The following is an 18,552-nucleotide window of genomic DNA, read 5'->3' as shown; positions in this document are numbered from 1 at the left end:
AGCTATCAATGTGTGCTGTTAAGATAACGATTTAAAAGTCTGACCAACACTCACTTATTGTTGTGAATGCTGTTTTTTATAGTGATGAACAGCTGCTGAAATTGCTGCGATCACGCCGGAGTCAATCGGTTTTTTCTTGGCTACAAGGCTTGGAATTGGCGGCGGGACAGCGATGGGTTCCGGGAAAAAACGGGTGATGAGGGAAGACATCACTTTAATTGCAACCACCAGTAACGTTAAAAACAAGAATACAATGCCCATGCCTATCAGCATTAGTTCAACGCCGTTCTCTAACATTTCGTTCATAACTAATGACCAAAGTAAAAAATTAACCAGTTGCAAAATTGTATCATAAAGGGTTACAGGGGTTTTGAGCTGTTTTTCAAGGCCATATAGAGATGGATTGATGCCGCGATGGCTTTGTTTTAATAACTGTTCCAACACAATCAGGAAAGTTTTACGAGCATACCCTTATAAAACCAGAAGTTTAGTGCCAAAATGTTTATTAGTTTGTCTTTAATTATTTTGACTCGGCAACAGAGTCTGCTGTTTATGGCGTTCTCGACAAGGCGGATGTGTTTATTTAACGATTGAAACTATCAGTCGATTGATTTTGTCATCAATGTTTAATGCGCAGTTTAACGGTATTGATCGAACGGCGACTGACTATGAAAAAGTATATTCGTTAGTAGGAATTGGTTGTTTAAATTGACGGTAGGCGGCACAAAAAGCTTTTTTATGATCGTCAATTTTGAAAGCGGATAATAAACTATCCAGTTAATGTGGTTAAGTATATTCAAATAATAGGTTGAGATAATGACTAAACAAATAGACAAAACGGATGAGTGGCAAGATAAGCTGACCCCGGAACAGTTTAATGTCTGCTGGAATAAAGGCACCGAACCCCCTTTTACCGGGAAATATGCAGACTGCAAAAAAGAGGGGATCTATCATTGTGTGTGCTGCGGCAATGCGCTTTTTGATTCTGCTGCCAAATATGATTCGGGTTCCGGTTGGCCCAGCTTTTGGGATGTAATCTCTGATAACAGCCTCGATCAAATCACCGACACCAGTCATGGGATGAGACGAGTAGAAATAATCTGTAAAAGCTGTGGTTCGCACTTGGGGCATGTTTTTAATGACGGACCAGAACCAACGGGACTGCGTTATTGCATTAATTCAGCATCGCTGGACTTGCAAGAAAGATCATGAACAGTAAACACAGGGTTAAAAATTTACTAGACTTTATCGATGTAAGCCCGAGTCCATGGCATGCTGTCAACACGATCCAGAAAAAGCTTCTGGACCGTGAGTTTGTCAGATTGAATGAGCAGGAACGCTGGCACTTAAATCAGGGAGGTCGTTACTATGTGGTACGTGACGATTCTTCGATCATCCTATTTGTGATGGGACAAAAACCGCTGGTGGAAACCGGTTTCAAAATCATTGGCGCCCATACGGATTCGCCGGGATTGCGATTAAAACCTAATCCGGTCATGGCCGTAGATAATTTTGTCAGGATCGGTGTGGAAGTTTATGGCGGACCGATTTTGGCCACGTTTACGGACAGAGACTTGAGCCTTGCCGGGAGAATTAGCTATCGATCCGAGCAGGGTATATCAACGAAGCTGGTTGACTTTACAAGACCGTTGCTTCGTTTACCTAATTTGGCGATTCATATGAATCGAACTGTGAATGAAGATGGTTTGAAATTAAATAAGCAGCTTGAGCTGCCTCTGATATTTTCACTGGTTAAAGATCAAATAACGCCCCAGCAGCAATTTTTGACCACATTGGCTGAACAGGCTGAAGTTGATGCCGCTGCAATTTTGTCCTGGGAGTTGAATGTTTATGATACTCAAAAAGGAGCCTTTTGGGGTGCGGAAGACGAGTTTTATGCGAACAGTCAGTTGGATAATCTGGCTTCCTGTCATGCAGGACTCACGGCATTGTTGGATGATCAGGTTTTAAAAGCGGACTCTACACTGGTTTGTGCGTTTTTTGATCATGAAGAAATAGGCAGTACGACATCTAAAGGCGCGGATGGCAGTTTTTTGTCTGATATTCTCCAACGCATCGGCATGGCGGGTGATGAGTGCAAAGGCGAGCAATATCAACGTGCGTTGGCAAGCAGTTTTATGATCAGCGCCGATATGGCTCATGCCTACCAGCCGAATTTTCCAATGGCTTACGAGCCCGATCATAAAGTATTGGTTAATCATGGGCCGGTTATAAAAGTCAATGCAAATCATAGGTATGCGACAAATAGTGTTTCTGAGGCCCTGTTTGCGTCCTGGTGTGATGCCGTAAATGTGCGTTATCAAAAGTATGCACATCGAACAGATTTACCCTGTGGCAGTACGATAGGCCCGCTGACTTCTGCCAGATTGGGAATTAACACGGTAGATGTGGGTAATCCGATGTGGGCCATGCACAGCCTTAGAGAAAGTGCCGGGGTTGAAGACCATGCTGCAATGATTGAAGTTATGAAATGGTTTTTTCTCCATTGAGTTTTCAACAGGCAGTACTGCTGATATTTCAGCCTAGACAGCTCTCAAAATCGGTTGAAGACTTGCCTTGGAGTCTTGATTTAAACTCTTAAGTGATGTAAATAACAGCTAAGTAGCTGAATTATAAAAGTTGAGTGGATTTATTTTATACGGGTGAGTCTGGAGGTGTTCTCATGGAGCCGAATTCAACTATAACGTCCGCATAACATGAGTGACTGTTGCTGATGCGAATTGATTCGCAAAGTAGGGATAAATCCCCACTACCGCAGCAGCTTGATCCTACACTTAATGGCGATGACGCTGGGTTCGGGAGTCCATAAACGAGTAAGCTTTTATTATTCAAATCCTGAGTTTATTTTTTCACTTGTTTGAGGGAATTTTTGTGCGATTAAGTCAATGGCGAGAAAAATATAATCGCTATATCAATAAATCAAGTATCAAACAAAAATTTTCTTTTGTCACATTTGGTACTTTCAGTATTCTTTTGTTACTGAACTGCGCTTTTATGGAAATAAAGGATTTGGCAAACATAAGGACAGCAACGATTGAAGGTCTGGAAGCTGTTGCAACCAATATCAGTTTTCGTAGCGGATCTGCTCTCAATTTGGATGATAGAGCGGTAGTTGAGGAAAATCTTCGGGTGAGTAAAGGGTTGGACTATATAGACCAGATTTGCATTTATGACACGAACGGGAATGTATACAGCCGTTTGGCCAAAAGAGCCTCAGCATTGGTTTTTTGTCCCGTTTATTCAGACGTGAATCAAAGTGTTTTGGGTTGGTTCAAAGTCAAAATTTCAGCGCCCATTCAATTTGAGAATAAAACAGTCGGTCTGGTCTTTATAGAAGCAGATCTTGGTCATTTGTATTGGGGTCAGCTTAATGTTCTTTATTGCCTTCTAGGTATCCTCGCAGGGGCCAGCGTTTTTACCTATCTGTTATCGTTATATTTAAACAAGAACATTATTTTACCTATCGGGCGATTGGTACAGACACTCAAAAAAATCAGCATTGATAAAAACTACGAACTGCGAGCCCAAAAAAGTAATAACGATGAGGTTGGTCTGTTAATCGATACCTTTAACAATATGTTGGCCACCGTTGACAGGCAGAACAAAGCCTTGGTCGAAGCCAGAAACCGGTATCTTCTTTTATTTGATGATAACCCCTCTATGATATTCAATATCGATGAAGAGGGTGGGATCATATCCGTCAACAAATTTGGGGCCCGTCAACTAAGTCAAACTGCAAACCGCTTACATGGGTTTTCAGTGTTTGACTTTGTTCATCCGGATGACCGGAATGAAATGCGACACATCTTGAATATGTGTGCCGCAGAGCTGGATAAAGTTCACAAGCTGGAATTGAGGCTGATCTGTGTCGACAAAAAAGTGATATGGGTTAGAGGTGCCATCCGATCTACCCGGCAAACTAATGGAAAAGTGAATATTTTATTGGTTTGCGAAGATATTACTGAGACAAGAAAGCTGAACGAAAAAATTTCTCATCAGGCCCGGCACGATGAATTGACCGGATTACTGAATCGCAGCGAATTCGACAGGCAAATTCAGCAAGCCTTGCTTTCCGCCCATAACAATCGAACTGAGTATGCCCTCTGCTACCTTGATTTGGACCAGTTTAAGGTAGTTAATGATACCTGCGGACATATAGCGGGAGATGAATTGCTGCGGCAGCTGGGCGCCTTGTTAAAAAAACAAATCCGCCAGGATGATTTATTAGCCCGTTTGGGCGGAGACGAATTTGGCATTTTGATGCGGGGATGTTTGTTATCACAGGCTTACAACGCCTGTGAAAAAATTCGCAATGCGGTACAGAATTTTCAATTTGCCTGGGAAGATCGTCTTTTCAGAGTGGGAGTCAGTATTGGAATAGCCAGCATTAACAGTATCAGCGGTAACAGTATCGAGTCACTTAAAGAGGCTGATGCCGCCTGTTATGCCGCTAAAGAAAAAGGCCGAAACCGGGTGCATGTGTTCAGGCCCAATGACCAGGAACTAGCTTCGCGTCAGGGTGAAATGCAATGGGTTGAAAAAATTCAGCAAGGGATTATCAATAATCGGTTTTGTCTTTATGGTCAGCCCATCGTGCCGATTGATGGTCGTGAAGAAGGTTTGCATTTTGAAACATTGATTCGCTATCAGGATGCCGAGGGTCACATTATTCCACCAGGCGCATTTTTAACCGCAGCGGAACGCTATAATCTGGCATCTGAACTGGATAAATGGGTCATTTCCACGTTATTTGAATGGATGGCTAAAAGACCCGGATTTATCGAAAACTTAGCGATGTGTTCGGTGAATTTATCCGGGCTATCGCTATCCGATGAAACCATGCTCGACTTCATATCTGAGCAGTTTAACAAATGGAGGATTCCTACTCATTGTATTTGTTTTGAAATAACCGAAACGGCGGCAATAGCCAGCTTGTCCAATGCGACGCACTTTATCCGGACGTTAAAACAGCAGGGCTGCTTTTTTTCGTTGGATGATTTTGGTAGCGGATTGTCATCCTTTGCTTATTTAAAGAATTTGCCTGTCGATTATCTCAAGATTGACGGATTATTTGTAAAGGATATCGTCGATGACAAAGTTGACTTGGCTATGGTGCGCTCAATTAATGAAGTCGGTCACGTCATGGATAAAAAAACGATCGCCGAATTTGTAGAGAATGATGAAATTCTCGATATATTGAAACAATTGGGTGTCGACTACGCTCAGGGTTATGGAATTGGCAAGCCGGTACCACTTGCCCAGCTATGATTGCGCGGTAAATAGCGGTAACCCGCATGCTTATTCCTCTGACAACACTTTGCCGGTTCTAGCCTCGAAATGTTCTGCGCCGGCGACAATTTAGCCCCTATGGATGGGGAGTTGTTTCACTTGAAAGGATTTTACCCAAAACCAGAAGCGGATCATTTATTTCAAAGCCTGATCAACAATCTGACCTGGCAGGAAGAATCAATTTGGCTGTTTGGCCGATGGGTTAAGGTGCCACGGTTAATGTGTTGGTATGGCGACCCCAATGCTCGCTATACCTATTCAAAAGTTGAGCATATCCCGTTGCCTTGGACTCCGGAGCTGGTTGGTATTCGGCAACGGCTTGAAAAAACGTGCGGTCACTCTTTTAACAGCGTACTGGCTAATTTGTACCGTGATGGCAATGATTCGATGGGCTGTCACGCCGATAATGAAAAAGAACTGGGCTTTAACCCCGTCATTACTTCAGTCAGTTTTGGAGACAACAGGCGCTTCAGATTGATTCATAACACATCTAAATACTGCATCGATTTAGATTTGGAACACGGTGATTTAGTCGTTATGGCGGGCAGTTTACAAAACCATTGGCGTCATAGCGTTCCGAAAACAAAGCGGTTTAAGACTCAACGCATCAATTTAACGTTCAGGCAGGTGCTGAAAGATGAGGATAAGGGAGAAAAGGAACAGGAAGTCTAAGCTTCCCGTTCCTTAACATTAAACCTAAAATCGTCGTTTGTGGATAAAATGATGATCGCAAGTTTTATGGCTTTATCGCCTTGAAGCCGATATCGGTTCGGTAATACATGGCATCCCAATGGATCGTTTGAGCCAGAGCATAGGCTTTTTCTTGCGCGGCTTTGACTGTGTCACCCAGAGCGCAGGCGCATAATACCCGTCCCCCATTAGTGACAACCTGGCCCTCCTGCAACAAAGTGCCGGCATGAAACACTTTACAATCAGCGTCTTCAGCGTCGGGTAAGCCTGTTATCACATCGCCTTTTTGATACGTATCAGGGTATCCACCTGCTGCCAAAACTACGCCCAGAGCCGGACGCTCATCCCATTCGGTCTCCATGGTATCGAGATTGCCTGCTAATGCGGCTTCACACAGAGTCACCAAGTCGCTATTCAGCCGCATCATAATAGGCTGTGTTTCAGGGTCACCAAACCGGCAGTTAAATTCCAGCACTTTGATGCCGCCGTCAGGACTGATCATTAAACCCGCATATAAAAATCCCGTGTAAGTATTGCCGTCAGCTTGCATTCCTTTAAGTGTAGGGGCGATAACTTCCTGCATTACTCGTTTATGAATGGCATCCGTAACAACCGGTGCCGGGGAGTAAGCTCCCATGCCGCCTGTGTTGGGCCCCACGTCGCCGTTATCACGTGCTTTATGATCTTGAGACGTGGCCATGGGTAGCGCATGCAGGCCATCGGCAATGACGATAAAACTGGCTTCTTCACCCGTTAAAAATTCCTCGATAACCACGCGGCTACCCGCTTCGCCAAAGACATTGCCAGACAACATATCTTTTACGGCATTGATGGCTTCTTGTTCGGTTTGAGCGACGATTACGCCTTTGCCTGCGGCAAGCCCGTCAGCTTTGACGACTATGGGTGCACCTTTATTTTTAATGTACTCAATGGCTTTTTCCGCATCGGTAAACGTTTCATAGTCTGCGGTAGGTATATGATGCCGTGCCATGAAGTCTTTGCTGAAACGCTTAGAGCCTTCTAGCTGAGCCGCTTTGGCGGTTGGGCCGAAACAGTTAAGTCCGGCTGCAGTAAATTGATCGACAATGCCTTTTACCAAAGGTACTTCCGGCCCTACGATGGTTAAATCAATACCTTGCTGCCGGGCAAAGGCCAGCAGTTCAGGTAGGTCATCGGCCGCAATAGGGACATTTTCGAGTTGAGGTTCAAGTGCGGTGCCGGCATTTCCGGGGGCAACAAAAACTTTTTTTACTCTGGGTGACTGGGCTGCTTTCCATGCCAAGGCATGTTCACGGCCACCATTGCCGACGATTAATACTTTCATAATGATATCTCACACGGGGTGCGCTGGACGTTGATTGCAGGTCAAAATCGAGATGACTATGGACCTGCCGGTATTTATCAATTAAAGGATGAGCTCGATGCCATTACCGGAAAACTCCGCGAGGTTGCTGCTGCTATCAGCTGATCAAAGGGCTCATCCGTTAATGATGCTGTTTGTCTGTCTCTTAATGCCGGAAATGGCGCATGCCGGTAAATACCATGGCAATATGATGTTCGTTGGCGGCAGCAATGACTTCATCATCACGCATCGAACCACCCGGTTGAATCACCGCACGTATACCGGCTTCGGCTGCCGAATCAATGCCGTCCCGGAAAGGAAAAAAAGCATCCGAGGCCATTACTGACCCTGCTACCTTTAAACCTTCATCGGCCGCTTTGATGCCGGCAATTTTAGCTGAATAAACCCGGCTCATTTGCCCTGCGCCTACGCCAATCGTTCTTTCGTTTTGGCCATAAACAATGGCATTTGATTTGACAAATTTGGCGACTTTCCAGGCAAATAGCAGGTCGCGCATTTCCTGTTCGGTGGGGGCTCGCTCACTGACCAGTTTTAAATCTGCTGCGGTTATTGTGCCTATGTCTTTATCTTGAACCAGCAGGCCGCCTGAAACACGTTTGAAATCAAGTGCAGGATCCTGATTTTCTTGCCAGTAACCACAGCTTAAAACACGAATATTCTGCTTGGCAGCAAGCACTGCAAGTGCTTCACTTTGAATGGCCGGAGCGATGATGACCTCAACAAACTGCCTTTTGATGATTTCTGCTGCTGTTGCGCTATCGAGTTCACGATTGAAAGCGATGATGCCGCCAAATGCGGAAGTCGGATCGGTTGCATAGGCGAAGTCGTAAGCTTCTAAATTAGTATCGGCAACGGCCACACCGCAAGGATTGGCGTGCTTGACAATGACGCAGGCTGAACGCTCTGGAAACGATTTAACGCATTCCAGGGCTGCATCCGTATCTGCGATATTGTTGAATGACAGCTCTTTGCCTTGGTGCTGAATGGCAGACGCCACGGTTCCTTGTTTTGGGTAATGATCACGGTAAAAGGCGGCTTGCTGGTGGGGATTTTCTCCGTACCGCATCGTTTGAACGCGTTTGAATTGAAGGTTCAGCGTTTCAGGAAACTGTTGTTGATTAACCTGGGCCAGATAAGTGGCTATCATGGTGTCGTAGTTTGCGGTATGTTCAAAACATTTGAGCGCCAGATTAAAGCGGGTGGCTTGAGTCAACTCGCCCTCTTGTGCCGCTAATTCAGCCAATAACAGGGAGTAATCTTCCGGATTAACCACAACCGCCACATCATTATGATTTTTAGCGGCGGCACGTATCATTGTCGGGCCACCGATGTCGATGTTCTCAATCGCAGTCTCCAGATCGCAATCAGGCTTGGCAATAGTTTGGGCAAAAGGATAGAGGTTCACGACTACCATATCGATGGGCTGAATGTCATGAGCGGCCATGATTTGATCGTCGATGCCGCGTCGGCCTAAAATACCGCCATGGATTTTAGGGTGCAAAGTTTTGACCCGGCCGTCCATCATTTCCGGAAAACCGGTGTAGTCGGATACTTCAATGACCGGGATGCCTTGTTCGGACAAGAGTTTTGCCGTACCGCCGGTGGACAGCAGTTCAATGCCGCTTGCGCTGAGAGACCGACAAAAATCGATAATACCGGTTTTGTCCGAGACGCTGATCAGCGCTCGATTTATTTTTTTATTCATGAATATCTCTGGAGAAAGAATCGTAAAAGAAACAGGAATGCAGAAAAATCAATACCGCAATAACGTTAACTAAAGAAACACGGATAAAGACCAAACATTATTTATTGGGGGGTCATTGTGAGCTTTAACTTAAGAAAGTCCGTATTGTTCAAGCTTTTTTCTGAGCGTACTCCGGCTCAGTCCCAATACCTTTGCTGCTTTGGTTTGATTGTATCCGGCTTGTTGCAGGGTAATTTCCAGCAGCGGTTTTTCAACTTCACTGATCACCATCGCATAAAGTCCGGCTGTCTCATGCCCGTTTAGCTGCGCAAAATAATGTTCCACGGCTTGTTTGACATGTATTGAAAGAGGGATCTGAGTGGTTTCTTTACTATTAATATTGATCACCTTGGCGGATTTGTGCATTGCTTCCATTGTGCTGCTCATTTCTTAAGTAAAGAGGGTAAAGGCCAGGTTAACTGACGCTAACTGCTCAGGCGGTTGCTGAGCCTTATTGATTTTATCTGCGATTGAAGTCGGTAAGCTGCCTAGATGGCCAAAATACCAACCGATATGTTTTCTCGCTATTCTAACACCGGTTAAGTTTCCGTAGAAACTGTAGAGTTGATCCAGGTGTTCCATAACCGTGTTTTTTAATTGTAAAACATCGGGTCTTTTTAGAACACTCCCGGTTTGGAGATAATGGTCTATCTCTTTAAATATCCAGGGATTGCCTTGGGCACCCCGGCCAATCATCAAGGCATCAGCTCCCGTGTAACTAAGAACCTCATGCGCTTTTTGCGGACAGGTGATGTCGCCGTTGGCGATGACCGGAATTCTGACGGCCTCTTTAATCTGTCTTATTGTTTCGTATTCAGCGTGACCAGAAAACTTACAGGCACGGGTTCTGCCATGAATTGTCAGTGCGGCTATCCCGGCAGTTTCAGCAATAGTTGCAATGGCTAATGCGTTACGGTTTTGCGGATCCCAGCCCGTCCGCATCTTTAACGTAACAGGCACTGACACTGCATTGACAACGGCTTCAAGAATTTGGGAAACCAAGGCTTCATCTCTCATGAGGGCCGAACCTGCGGCAACTGAGCAGACTTTTTTGGCAGGGCAGCCCATGTTGATATCGATGATTTGTGCGCCTCGATCAACATTGATTTTGGCGGCTTCGGCCATGTGTGTCGGATCCGTGCCCAAAATTTGAACGGAACGTAATCCGGTTTCTCCTGTTTGTTCGGATTTGAGCAGCGTTTTTTTATGTTGTTGCAAGTCTGGTTTTGAAGTGACCATTTCAGATACAGCGAGCCCTGCGCCCAATACCTTGCACAAATTTCTGAACGGCAGATCAGTCACGCCGGCCATCGGTGCAAGAATCAAGGGGCTGTCGAGGGTATAAGGGCCTATCTGCATCGTGATTAATATTCAAAAAAGGGCGGGTATCATACCGCAATAAACGTAAAAAGGGGTTTATAAAACAGCGGCTAATGCTGATTTCCAGATCCGGGTCTTGTCATGAAGAGAAAGGCCGGCATTGGCTGGGCTTGTCGACGGTAAACGGTGGTATACGCGCGTGTTAATAGACGGATCAAGCGTGGATAGAACAAAACTTTTAAACAGTTTTTCGGCAGTAGCCCCGTTAAAAAAAACAGTGGTGATGTTAGGGTGTTCATTAAAAAAACAGCGGAAATTATTTGGTTGGATAGATGTTTTTTCAATGTGGGCATCCAAACTCCCGCGTCGGTTACAGTTTTGGATTACATCCCAAACAGCAATGCCGCCTCGTTCAAGCATGCGTTTTTTAGCCTCATAATCAATCGAGTCAAAGTCATTAAACAGTGCGGCCATAATCGGCCAAAATGCGTTGCGTGGGTGGCCGTAATACTGGGTTTTTTGTAAAGATTGAACGCCGGGCATCGAGCCTAAAATCAGTATTTTAGACTCGGCAGTGGCAATGGGGCCGAATCCGGTCAAGCTATTCATCGACAGAGACAGTTAAATATAAAAAACAACTGAGTAATTGTTTAGGCTGGGTTAGCTGTCACGCCAACCGCAACCTACAAGGTGCATCAACTTTATTTTGTTGCTCCGCTGAAAAACATCACGTGTTAACTGTTGGGCTTGTTTTCAGAGGAAAACTCTTCGTTCCATATAGGATTGTCGCGGTCTTCAGGGTTTAATTTAGCCTTGTCATGCGGATAAACATGCCAAAAAGACTGGTCGATAGCGCCTTCCATGTAACCGTCCTTTTTATCGTGACCAAAAGGACACCACCAGTTTTCAACGATTTTGACCATATAGGCATGCCATTCGAACAGCGCCACGCTCACCGGGCAATACCAGGTGCAGTTCAATATCCAAAACAGTTTGTATTGGGATGTGCTGCCTTTAAATGAGGCATCCATGGTAATTTGATCTTTCAGTGTATACCGGTGGCTGCTTCTGTTGGGCAGAAAGTCCGATAAAGTTTTGATATTTTTGGCACCCATCATGCGTAGATGGTAATACGTCAGGTAGGCACTGAGAAAAACAAAAGGCAGCGTAATGATCGGTAAATACACGAGCACCATCCCAATGCCTCGTATCCAAACGGGCTGTTCTTTGTAATGCCGACCTATTTCGACGCGATGGGTACAGGTTTCACAGGTTTTCATTTGATAAGACCTCTCTTTGTTTTAGTTTTAGTGGATGGCATCAACTTGTCGGCGTTAAGTAATTCATAGATACTTTTACAACCACCGCAGCAAAAATTTATATCACCCTCTTCGGTTTTTAAAGAAAAGCCTTTAATGGTGACGGGCAGATTACAGAGTGCGCAGGTAAGCGAAGTTTGGTTATTGGTCACGGGTAACTATTTTATAAATTCAGTTATAAACTTGGCGACACATAGCAGAAATAGGTTTTCAGATATTCCGTTTCCGGCATGCCTGGATGAATAGGATGATCAGGACCTTGGCCTCCGGTTCCAAAAAAAGTCAAGTGCCGGTCAATGTGACGTGCGGATGCGCGCAGCAGTTCATGCAGATTTTCGCGGCTAAGATGATGCGAGCAAGATGCCGATATGAGTATGCCGTTTGGCGACAAAATCTGTAATGCCATGTCATTCAGTCTCCGGTAAGCCTCAAAGCCCTGTTTAAAGTCTTTTTTGCGCTTGATCAATGCCGGCGGGTCCAGAACAATAATGTCAAAACTACGCTTATCTGAACGCGCGGTTTTAAGAAAATCAAATACATCACTCTGGATACAGTCAACCCGTTGTTCAACCTCATTGAGTCTGGCGTTTTCGGATGCAAGTGCCAGTGCAGCAGCGGAAGCATCAACACAAGTGACATGCTCAGCCCTATTTTTTGCAGCGGGAATAGCCCACGCTCCCGTGTAAGAAAATAAATCCAGTACGGTCCGATCACGGCATAAACCCATTAATTCACGCCGACTGTTGCGATGGTCATAAAACCAGCCGGTTTTTTGGCCGGTTAAAACATCAATGACGAATTTTACACCATTTTCTTCAATGACAAGAGCTTCGGGCATTTTTCCATAGCCGATTTCATTTTCCTGGGATAAGCCTTCAAGTGCTCGTTGGCTGTTTTCGTTTTTGAGCACGATCGCTTCAGGATTAAACAGTTCAATGAGTGCGGACATCAAAAAAGATTTGTGTTTTTCAATGCCGGCACTTGTGATTTGCACCGAAAATACGCGGTCAAAGCGGTCAATCACTAAACCCGGTAAGCCATCACTCTCACCGAAAATTAATCGATAGAAAGGTTTGTTAAACAGTTGCTCTCTTAGTCGTAACGCGGTTGTCAGGCGTGATTTAAAAAAATTGATACCACAGGATAGATTCAGCTTTCTCGATAAAAGGCGGGCTGCAATCAGTGTTTGAGGATTAACATAGGCTGTGCCTACCGGTTTGCCGTCATCGGTGACAATATTGACCAGATCGCCGGGCGCAAATTGATCCAAAGGCGAGCGATGCGTATCCACTTCATTGCTAAAGACCCAGACATGGCCTTTTCGCAAGCGTTTATCTTCGTTTTTCTTTAAGTAAAGTTCAGGGTAAGCCATGTTTTATATCAGCTCAAAAGTGTAACCACCGATCGTTTTTTCAGTGGGGACAATGGCTAGGGAGACTTGAAATGATTGATTTGAGGCAATAGCGCTGTTGCCTGCATTCAAGTAGTGTTTGGCTAAAAAGATGCGTTGAGCCAAAGGCTCACCGTTAAGATTTAGCAGAGTTAATTTAATGCTGGGATAATTTTGAGCAAATTCGGCCTGATTGATGATAACCGAAGAAAATTCATAGAAGCCGTTTTTTTCGGTCAACGCACTTTGCATCACGACCAGCTCATCCCGGTTTTTATAGGCGGGCAGCCTGCAACCCAGCGTTTGGCAGCCTCGCTCCAGTTGCTGTCTTAATGACGGATTTTGTAGAACGTCGTCCCCATAAAAATAAACACCCTGGCTGACCAGTAACAGTAAATTGAAAGCCAGAGCCGAGCCCCAAATTTTTGCATTGGGTATTTCAGGTGATTTCAGCCAATTGATTGCCGGTTCTTTAGTCTCGATTTTTTGCGGTGCTTCCGAGGTGTTTTCGCTGAGTTGCTTTAATGCATCAAACAGCGTATTGCAATTTGAACAGCGCATTAAACCGCGGTTAAGGCGCAGCTGTTCAATAGTCAGGGTTTGACGGGTTTGACATTCAGGGCAGTCAGTAAACATGGTTCACGCCTTTTTTATACCATCAAGCCGGCACCAATCATCTTGCTGCACGGGCTGGCCTAGATCGATCAAGGGAGTATAGGCTTCTGCAACAGACGGCGCTTGTTCATTTAAGATGCCGGATAAAACCAGGCAACCTGCAGGCGCGACTAATCCGGAAATAGCCGTTGATAAGTCAATCAGCGGTTTAGCCAGAATGTTGGCGAGGACAACATCGGCTTGAAAAGGTACAAAATTGTCCGGCAAATAGCAGGTTATGCGGTCCGGGATATGGTTTTTTCGGGCATTTTCTTCGGTGGCTGTCAGTGCCTGGGGGTCAATATCGATGGCATGCGCCTCGCGGGCTCCCAGCAGCACAGCGGCTACCGCTAAAATACCCGAACCGCAGCCGTAATCAATCACGACTTTATCCGTTAAATCATGACTTGCCAGCCATTCCAGGCACAGCGCAGTGGTCGGGTGAGTGCCTGTGCCGAATGCCAGTCCGGGGTCGAGAGTGAGGCAGACCGTTCCGGGTTCGTGTTGTTCCTGGCCGGTAGGGCAGACCCAAAGCCGGTCGGCAAATTTCATCGGTTGATAATAAGCCATCCAGCTGCGTTCCCAGGCCTGATCTTCCAGTCTTTCATAGGTCCATTGAGAAAGCCCGCTATTAAACTGCTCATTTACCGATGTTTTTATCTGATCAGGGTCAAACTCAAGTTCAAACAAGGCAATGACCCGGGTGTTGGGCCATATTATTGTTTCGCCGGGTAGCGGTTCATAAACCGGTTGATCTTCGGCATCCATGTAGGTCACTGAGACCGCGCCGATTTCACTGAAATAGTCAGCGAGTTCGGGGGCTATATGTTCATTGGTGGTAACAGATAATTGGTGCCAGGACATGAGTTTGCACATTCTAAAATACAAAAGCAGACGGATGTCTGCTCTTTGGGGTTAACTTCAAAATAATGGTTAAAACTTAAAATTCCATTATGCGGTAGTGAGTTGAAGGGCTGTTCAGTACAAAAGTTTTGTGAAGAAATGAGTGTCTGAAATTGATTGCGTTTCAAGTTATAACGCCATATTAAGTAGTTTTCTGCAAAAGGCGCATCCTTAAAGATGCGCCTGAAAACAGAGTTTCACGCGGCGTATTTCATCATCAGGAGGTCATGCCTAATTTTTTCTCAAGATAATGAATATTCCTTTGGCCGCTGATAAAACCCTGGTCGGCCATAATATCCTTGTGCAATTCGATATTGGTTTTGATCCCGTCGATGATGATTTCACTCAATGCCGTATTCATTCTGGCAATGGCGCTGTTTCTGTCATCACCAAAAGCGATCAGTTTACCGATCATTGAGTCGTAATAAGGCGGTACTTTATAGCCGTTGTAAATATGCGTTTCGCAACGAATACCTGGTCCGCCCGGCATATGGAACTGATTGATCGTGCCGGGGCAGGGCATGAATGTCTTGGGATCTTCAGCGTTTAACCGGCATTCAATGGCGTGGCCGCGGAATATAACCTGATCCTGCGTAATTGAAAGCGGTAAGCCATAGGCGATTCGCAGTTGTTCCTTAACGATATCAAAGCCGGTAATCATTTCGGTGACCGGATGTTCAACCTGGACTCGCGTGTTCATTTCAATGAAAAAGAATTCGCCTTTTTCGTATAAAAATTCGAACGTGCCGGCGCCCAGATAGCCGATGTCTCGGCAGGCTTTGGCGCATAGATCACCCATTCGGTTGCGCTGCTCTTTAGTAATTCCGGGAGCCGGCGCCTCTTCTACAACTTTTTGATGTCTGCGCTGCATGGAGCAATCCCGTTCACCCAGATGAATCGCATTTCCATGCGAATCGGCCATCACTTGAAACTCAATGTGACGGGGGTCTTCCAGAAATTTTTCCATGTATACCGTACCATTACCGAAAGCGACCTCAGCTTCGGCTTTGGTCATCGTGATGGCATTAACCAATGCCGCTTCCGTATGGACGGTTCGCATGCCTCGGCCGCCACCGCCGCCTGCGGCTTTAATGATGACCGGGTAACCGATCTCCTGAGCCATCTTGAGATTTTTCTTGTTGTTATCGCCTAGCGGGTCGCCGTTACCGGGAACACAGGGAATCCCTGCGGCTTTCATGGCTTTCTTGGCGGAAATTTTATCACCCATCAAGCGGATGGTTTCAGGGTTCGGGCCAATGAAAACAAATCCACTTTGTCGGACTTTTTCCGAAAAATCGGCATTTTCTGATAAAAACCCATAGCCAGGATGGATTGCTTCCGCATCGGTGACTTCAGCCGCACTGATGATGGCCGGGATGTTGAGATAGCTTTCGCTGGATGATGGGGGGCCGATGCAGACTGATTCATCGGCAAGACGGACATGTTTCAAATCACGGTCTGCAGATGAGTGGACCGCTACCACCTTAATGCCCATTTCGCGACAGGCGCGCAAAATACGCAGAGCAATTTCGCCTCTATTGGCAATGACAATTTTATCGAACATGATCAGGCACCTAAGTGTTGTTATTCAATAACGAATAAAGGTTGGTCATATTCGACAGGTTGTCCATTCTCGACCAAAATTTGAGTGATAGTCCCGCTCTTGTCGGCCTCAATTTGGTTAAGTATTTTCATTGCCTCAATGATGCATAACGTATCGCCTACTTTTACGGCATGGCCTATTTCGACGAACGCCTTGGAGCCGGGAGATGCTGTTCGGTAAAAAGTACCAACCATAGGGGACTTTACAACATGTCCGCTTGCTTTATTTTCAACGGCTGCTGCTGGTGTTGGTGCTGCGGCAGGCGCAGCAGCTGGAGCCAGATTAATCGCTGTAGGTGCTTGCGGAGCAGGAGCATAGGCAACAGGAGCGCTTGAATAGCGGCTGATTCTGACTGACTCTTCACCTTCGCTTATTTCTATTTCTGCAATGTCTGATTCTTCGATAATCTCGATCAGCTTTTTTATTTTTCTTATATCCATTGTCTTTAATGTCTCTTGGCTAGTATCTCATGAGCGGCTTTAAGAGCCAGTTCGTACCCGATTGCTCCCAGTCCGCAGATAATCCCTTCGGCTATATCTGAAAAATAGGAGTGTTTTCTAAACGGTTCACGGGCGTGTACGTTAGATAGATGAACTTCTATAAACGGAATTTTTGTAGCAAGTAAAGCATCGCGTAAAGCAACGCTGGTATGAGTAAAAGCGGCAGGATTTATGATGATAAAGTCTATCTTTTCGGCAAAGGCCTGATGGATAAGCTCCACCATCAGATGCTCAGCATTATGCTGATAGAAGTGCAGGGAATGCCCCATTTCCGCCGCTTGCAACTCTAAGTTATTTTGAATGTCTTTCAGGGTCTGATGGCCATAAAGCGATGGTTCTCGGACGCCCAGCAAATTTAGATTAGGTCCATTGAGGACGAAAATTTTAGACATTAAGGTAAGGTTTCAAAATTATTATAATTATCGGGCAATTTTCCCTAATTTACGTGAATTTGTCTATAACTATGTCTATTGTTAAAGAAAATGCCGTTTATTTTCGGGTAATGAATGATTTGAAATGCAGCAGGTTGATCGCGCTGGCTAGGAGTCTGGCGAGCAGCTAAATAAGTATGTCCTGCTATTTAACGGATCATATTTGTTAAAATAGCGACATGTTCACGGCCAATTGCAGCAAAGGCTTGCCTTGTGAATCGTTTTGTCCCAACCAGTCGTCAACCACTGTGTCAGTTACCCTCATCAATGGATGACTGGTTTCCGGAAAGCCATTTGGCTCGTTTTATTGCTTGGGCTTTTAACTTTGGAGGTATCGCTACCCTAGACAAAACCACCAATATCAAATGTTGCGGGCTATTGTATATTTGTGCGGGAAGCCACGAACTTCCTGGGTCTTGTGGGTTTTAGGTCGGAGTGAGTTAAGCCTTTCGGCTGTCGAACATTGCTGTCAAAAACCAATAGAAAATTAGTTTTTACGTGTACTTTTAAACAATTTTTCGTTGTGAAGTTAATCAATCCAATAATGTATTGACAATGTACATATGTTGCATAAAATTGTTTAATGGATATACGCTTTGAAAAAAATGGCATCATCTTTACCTGGAATGGTCGTAAAGCAACGGCTAATCCAAAGAAACACGATGGAATAACTTTCGAACACGCTACCGAGGTATTCTTTGATCCCTTTTTCAAGCTTGTTGATGCCGGGCGAAACCAAGAAGCACGAGATGCGGTTATTGGTTATGATGAGTCTGGCCGATTGCTTTTTGTCGTGCATATTGAGGTTGAAGGCGAAGTTATCCGACTGATTTCGGCTAGAAAAGCTACTATTACTGAGCGCAATGACTATGATTTCTGACACTCTTAAAAACCGTTTAACCAAAGACCGTCCTATGACTTCAATTACCTTACGTATTCCGGTTGATGTAGTGGAGTCTATGAAGACGATTGCGCCCTATAAAGGCTTTTCAGGCTATCAGGCGTTATTAAAGTCATACATTAGTGAAGGGCTGCGCCGGGATGAAGCGCAATTTACATTTAGCAAGGAAGCGAAATTGATCGCTGCATTAAAAAAACTGGGCGTTCCTGATAGCGTCATTGAAGAGGCCGCACGGGATGTGGCATAGCCGAAAGCTATTGTTCTAAGGGCTACAATGATTTGGGTTTTTAATATCCAACGTAACTACTCGCCCGCTTTGAATTAAGGTTGTAGGTGCTTGATTTCAAAGGACGCATCAATACGTCCCTGTAGCTCTCTGCAACATCCCTGTTGCAGAAGCCTTTTCAATCAACCACCTACACCC

At 45.2% G+C, this 18,552-nt stretch carries 20 protein-coding genes; 7 read left to right on the top strand and 13 right to left on the bottom strand.

The window, feature by feature from the left end; all coding sequences use genetic code 11:
- Positions 1 to 54 precede the first annotated feature (54 nt).
- The gene (locus tag Q7V32_RS12535) at positions 55 to 441 is read right to left on the bottom strand and encodes an OadG family protein (protein WP_370690774.1); all 387 of its coding nucleotides are present in this window, start codon (positions 439 to 441) and stop codon (positions 55 to 57) included.
- Between the two features lie 375 nt (positions 442 to 816).
- On the opposite strand from Q7V32_RS12535, the gene msrB reads away from it, so the two are divergent.
- The 4 genes from msrB (at position 817) to Q7V32_RS12515 (ending at position 5,982) form a co-directional block, all read left to right on the top strand.
- Positions 817 to 1,212 carry a peptide-methionine (R)-S-oxide reductase MsrB gene (gene msrB, locus Q7V32_RS12530; protein ID WP_304897319.1) on the top strand — a complete coding sequence of 132 codons (396 nt, stop codon included), beginning with the start codon at positions 817 to 819 and terminating at the stop codon, positions 1,210 to 1,212.
- A complete protein-coding gene (locus Q7V32_RS12525) occupies positions 1,209 to 2,510 on the top strand; it encodes a M18 family aminopeptidase (protein ID WP_304897318.1) in 1,302 nt (433 codons plus the stop codon). Before msrB ends, Q7V32_RS12525 begins: the two co-directional genes overlap by 4 nt.
- Before the next feature lie 382 nt (positions 2,511 to 2,892).
- Positions 2,893 to 5,289: an EAL domain-containing protein gene (locus tag Q7V32_RS12520; RefSeq protein WP_304897317.1), complete on the top strand. Its 2,397-nt coding sequence runs from the start codon at positions 2,893 to 2,895 to the stop codon at positions 5,287 to 5,289.
- A gap of 120 nt (positions 5,290 to 5,409) precedes the next feature.
- Positions 5,410 to 5,982 (top strand): alpha-ketoglutarate-dependent dioxygenase AlkB, encoded by a 573-nt coding sequence (locus tag Q7V32_RS12515; RefSeq protein ID WP_370691462.1) that lies wholly within the window; start codon positions 5,410 to 5,412, stop codon positions 5,980 to 5,982.
- Between the two features lie 64 nt (positions 5,983 to 6,046).
- Here Q7V32_RS12515 and purD read toward each other — a convergent pair whose 3' ends face one another.
- The gene (purD, locus tag Q7V32_RS12510; protein WP_304897316.1) at positions 6,047 to 7,324 is read right to left on the bottom strand and encodes a phosphoribosylamine--glycine ligase; all 1,278 of its coding nucleotides are present in this window, start codon (positions 7,322 to 7,324) and stop codon (positions 6,047 to 6,049) included.
- 18 nt (positions 7,325 to 7,342) lie between these two features.
- Here purD and Q7V32_RS12505 point away from each other — a divergent pair, with 18 nt between their 5' ends.
- Complete coding sequence (locus Q7V32_RS12505) at positions 7,343 to 7,468, top strand: hypothetical protein (protein ID WP_304897315.1); 126 nt, start codon at positions 7,343 to 7,345, stop codon at positions 7,466 to 7,468.
- Between the two features lie 40 nt (positions 7,469 to 7,508).
- Here the strand turns inward: Q7V32_RS12505 and purH are convergent, their stop codons facing one another.
- The 11 genes from purH to aroQ all read right to left on the bottom strand — a co-directional run bounded on the left by purH (position 7,509) and on the right by aroQ (position 17,188).
- Positions 7,509 to 9,068: a bifunctional phosphoribosylaminoimidazolecarboxamide formyltransferase/IMP cyclohydrolase gene (gene purH, locus Q7V32_RS12500; protein WP_304897314.1), complete on the bottom strand. Its 1,560-nt coding sequence runs from the start codon at positions 9,066 to 9,068 to the stop codon at positions 7,509 to 7,511.
- Between the two features lie 129 nt (positions 9,069 to 9,197).
- Positions 9,198 to 9,482: a DNA-binding transcriptional regulator Fis gene (fis, locus tag Q7V32_RS12495; RefSeq protein WP_159656628.1), complete on the bottom strand. Its 285-nt coding sequence runs from the start codon at positions 9,480 to 9,482 to the stop codon at positions 9,198 to 9,200.
- Positions 9,483 to 9,497: 15 nt separating this feature from the next.
- The gene (dusB, locus tag Q7V32_RS12490) at positions 9,498 to 10,466 is read right to left on the bottom strand and encodes a tRNA dihydrouridine synthase DusB (protein WP_304897313.1); all 969 of its coding nucleotides are present in this window, start codon (positions 10,464 to 10,466) and stop codon (positions 9,498 to 9,500) included.
- A gap of 57 nt (positions 10,467 to 10,523) precedes the next feature.
- Positions 10,524 to 11,036 (bottom strand): DNA-deoxyinosine glycosylase, encoded by a 513-nt coding sequence (locus Q7V32_RS12485; RefSeq protein ID WP_304897312.1) that lies wholly within the window; start codon positions 11,034 to 11,036, stop codon positions 10,524 to 10,526.
- Positions 11,037 to 11,161: 125 nt separating this feature from the next.
- A complete protein-coding gene (locus Q7V32_RS12480; protein ID WP_304897311.1) occupies positions 11,162 to 11,707 on the bottom strand; it encodes a hypothetical protein in 546 nt (181 codons plus the stop codon).
- 214 nt (positions 11,708 to 11,921) lie between these two features.
- A complete protein-coding gene (locus Q7V32_RS12475; RefSeq protein WP_304897310.1) occupies positions 11,922 to 13,118 on the bottom strand; it encodes a class I SAM-dependent rRNA methyltransferase in 1,197 nt (398 codons plus the stop codon).
- Between the two features lie 3 nt (positions 13,119 to 13,121).
- Positions 13,122 to 13,772, bottom strand: coding sequence for a zinc-ribbon and DUF3426 domain-containing protein (locus tag Q7V32_RS12470; protein ID WP_304897309.1), 651 nt, complete (start codon positions 13,770 to 13,772; stop codon positions 13,122 to 13,124).
- A 3-nt stretch (positions 13,773 to 13,775) separates the two neighbouring features.
- Positions 13,776 to 14,654 carry a 50S ribosomal protein L11 methyltransferase gene (prmA, locus tag Q7V32_RS12465; RefSeq protein WP_304897308.1) on the bottom strand — a complete coding sequence of 293 codons (879 nt, stop codon included), beginning with the start codon at positions 14,652 to 14,654 and terminating at the stop codon, positions 13,776 to 13,778.
- A gap of 256 nt (positions 14,655 to 14,910) precedes the next feature.
- Positions 14,911 to 16,257, bottom strand: coding sequence for an acetyl-CoA carboxylase biotin carboxylase subunit (gene accC / locus Q7V32_RS12460; RefSeq protein ID WP_304897307.1), 1,347 nt, complete (start codon positions 16,255 to 16,257; stop codon positions 14,911 to 14,913).
- Between the two features lie 20 nt (positions 16,258 to 16,277).
- Positions 16,278 to 16,736: an acetyl-CoA carboxylase biotin carboxyl carrier protein gene (gene accB, locus Q7V32_RS12455; protein ID WP_304897306.1), complete on the bottom strand. Its 459-nt coding sequence runs from the start codon at positions 16,734 to 16,736 to the stop codon at positions 16,278 to 16,280.
- 5 nt (positions 16,737 to 16,741) lie between these two features.
- On the bottom strand, positions 16,742 to 17,188 hold the full coding sequence (gene aroQ, locus Q7V32_RS12450) for a type II 3-dehydroquinate dehydratase (RefSeq protein ID WP_304897305.1): 447 nt from the start codon (positions 17,186 to 17,188) through the stop codon (positions 16,742 to 16,744).
- Positions 17,189 to 17,810: 622 nt separating this feature from the next.
- Here aroQ and Q7V32_RS12445 point away from each other — a divergent pair.
- Positions 17,811 to 18,107: a BrnT family toxin gene (locus tag Q7V32_RS12445; protein WP_304897304.1), complete on the top strand. Its 297-nt coding sequence runs from the start codon at positions 17,811 to 17,813 to the stop codon at positions 18,105 to 18,107.
- Positions 18,097 to 18,375 carry a hypothetical protein gene (locus Q7V32_RS12440; protein WP_304897303.1) on the top strand — a complete coding sequence of 93 codons (279 nt, stop codon included), beginning with the start codon at positions 18,097 to 18,099 and terminating at the stop codon, positions 18,373 to 18,375. The genes Q7V32_RS12445 and Q7V32_RS12440 overlap by 11 nt, the downstream gene beginning before the upstream one ends.
- The last annotated feature ends 177 nt before the right edge of the window (positions 18,376 to 18,552 follow it).

Source organism: Methylicorpusculum sp., assembly GCF_030651835.1.
Taxonomy (GTDB): Bacteria; Pseudomonadota; Gammaproteobacteria; order Methylococcales; family Methylomonadaceae; genus Methylicorpusculum.
Note: the sequence above shows the minus strand (reverse complement) of the source record. Positions and strands in the feature narration are given on the sequence as shown.

Bases quoted from the DNA above. Each gene is read 5' to 3' on its own strand.
- msrB (WP_304897319.1), top strand. From the start codon at position 817: ATGACTAAACAAATAGACAAAACGGATGAGTGGCAAGATAAGCTGACC.
- Q7V32_RS12525 (WP_304897318.1), top strand. From the start codon at position 1,209: ATGAACAGTAAACACAGGGTTAAAAATTTACTAGACTTTATCGATGTA.
- purD (WP_304897316.1), bottom strand. From the start codon at position 7,324: ATGAAAGTATTAATCGTCGGCAATGGTGGCCGTGAACATGCCTTGGCA.
- purH (WP_304897314.1), bottom strand. From the start codon at position 9,068: ATGAATAAAAAAATAAATCGAGCGCTGATCAGCGTCTCGGACAAAACC.
- fis (WP_159656628.1), bottom strand. From the start codon at position 9,482: ATGGAAGCAATGCACAAATCCGCCAAGGTGATCAATATTAATAGTAAA.
- dusB (WP_304897313.1), bottom strand. From the start codon at position 10,466: ATGCAGATAGGCCCTTATACCCTCGACAGCCCCTTGATTCTTGCACCG.
- Q7V32_RS12485 (WP_304897312.1), bottom strand. From the start codon at position 11,036: ATGAATAGCTTGACCGGATTCGGCCCCATTGCCACTGCCGAGTCTAAA.
- Q7V32_RS12480 (WP_304897311.1), bottom strand. From the start codon at position 11,707: ATGAAAACCTGTGAAACCTGTACCCATCGCGTCGAAATAGGTCGGCAT.
- Q7V32_RS12475 (WP_304897310.1), bottom strand. From the start codon at position 13,118: ATGGCTTACCCTGAACTTTACTTAAAGAAAAACGAAGATAAACGCTTG.
- Q7V32_RS12470 (WP_304897309.1), bottom strand. From the start codon at position 13,772: ATGTTTACTGACTGCCCTGAATGTCAAACCCGTCAAACCCTGACTATT.
- prmA (WP_304897308.1), bottom strand. From the start codon at position 14,654: ATGTCCTGGCACCAATTATCTGTTACCACCAATGAACATATAGCCCCC.
- accC (WP_304897307.1), bottom strand. From the start codon at position 16,257: ATGTTCGATAAAATTGTCATTGCCAATAGAGGCGAAATTGCTCTGCGT.
- accB (WP_304897306.1), bottom strand. From the start codon at position 16,736: ATGGATATAAGAAAAATAAAAAAGCTGATCGAGATTATCGAAGAATCA.
- aroQ (WP_304897305.1), bottom strand. From the start codon at position 17,188: ATGTCTAAAATTTTCGTCCTCAATGGACCTAATCTAAATTTGCTGGGC.
- Q7V32_RS12445 (WP_304897304.1), top strand. From the start codon at position 17,811: ATGGATATACGCTTTGAAAAAAATGGCATCATCTTTACCTGGAATGGT.
- Q7V32_RS12440 (WP_304897303.1), top strand. From the start codon at position 18,097: ATGATTTCTGACACTCTTAAAAACCGTTTAACCAAAGACCGTCCTATG.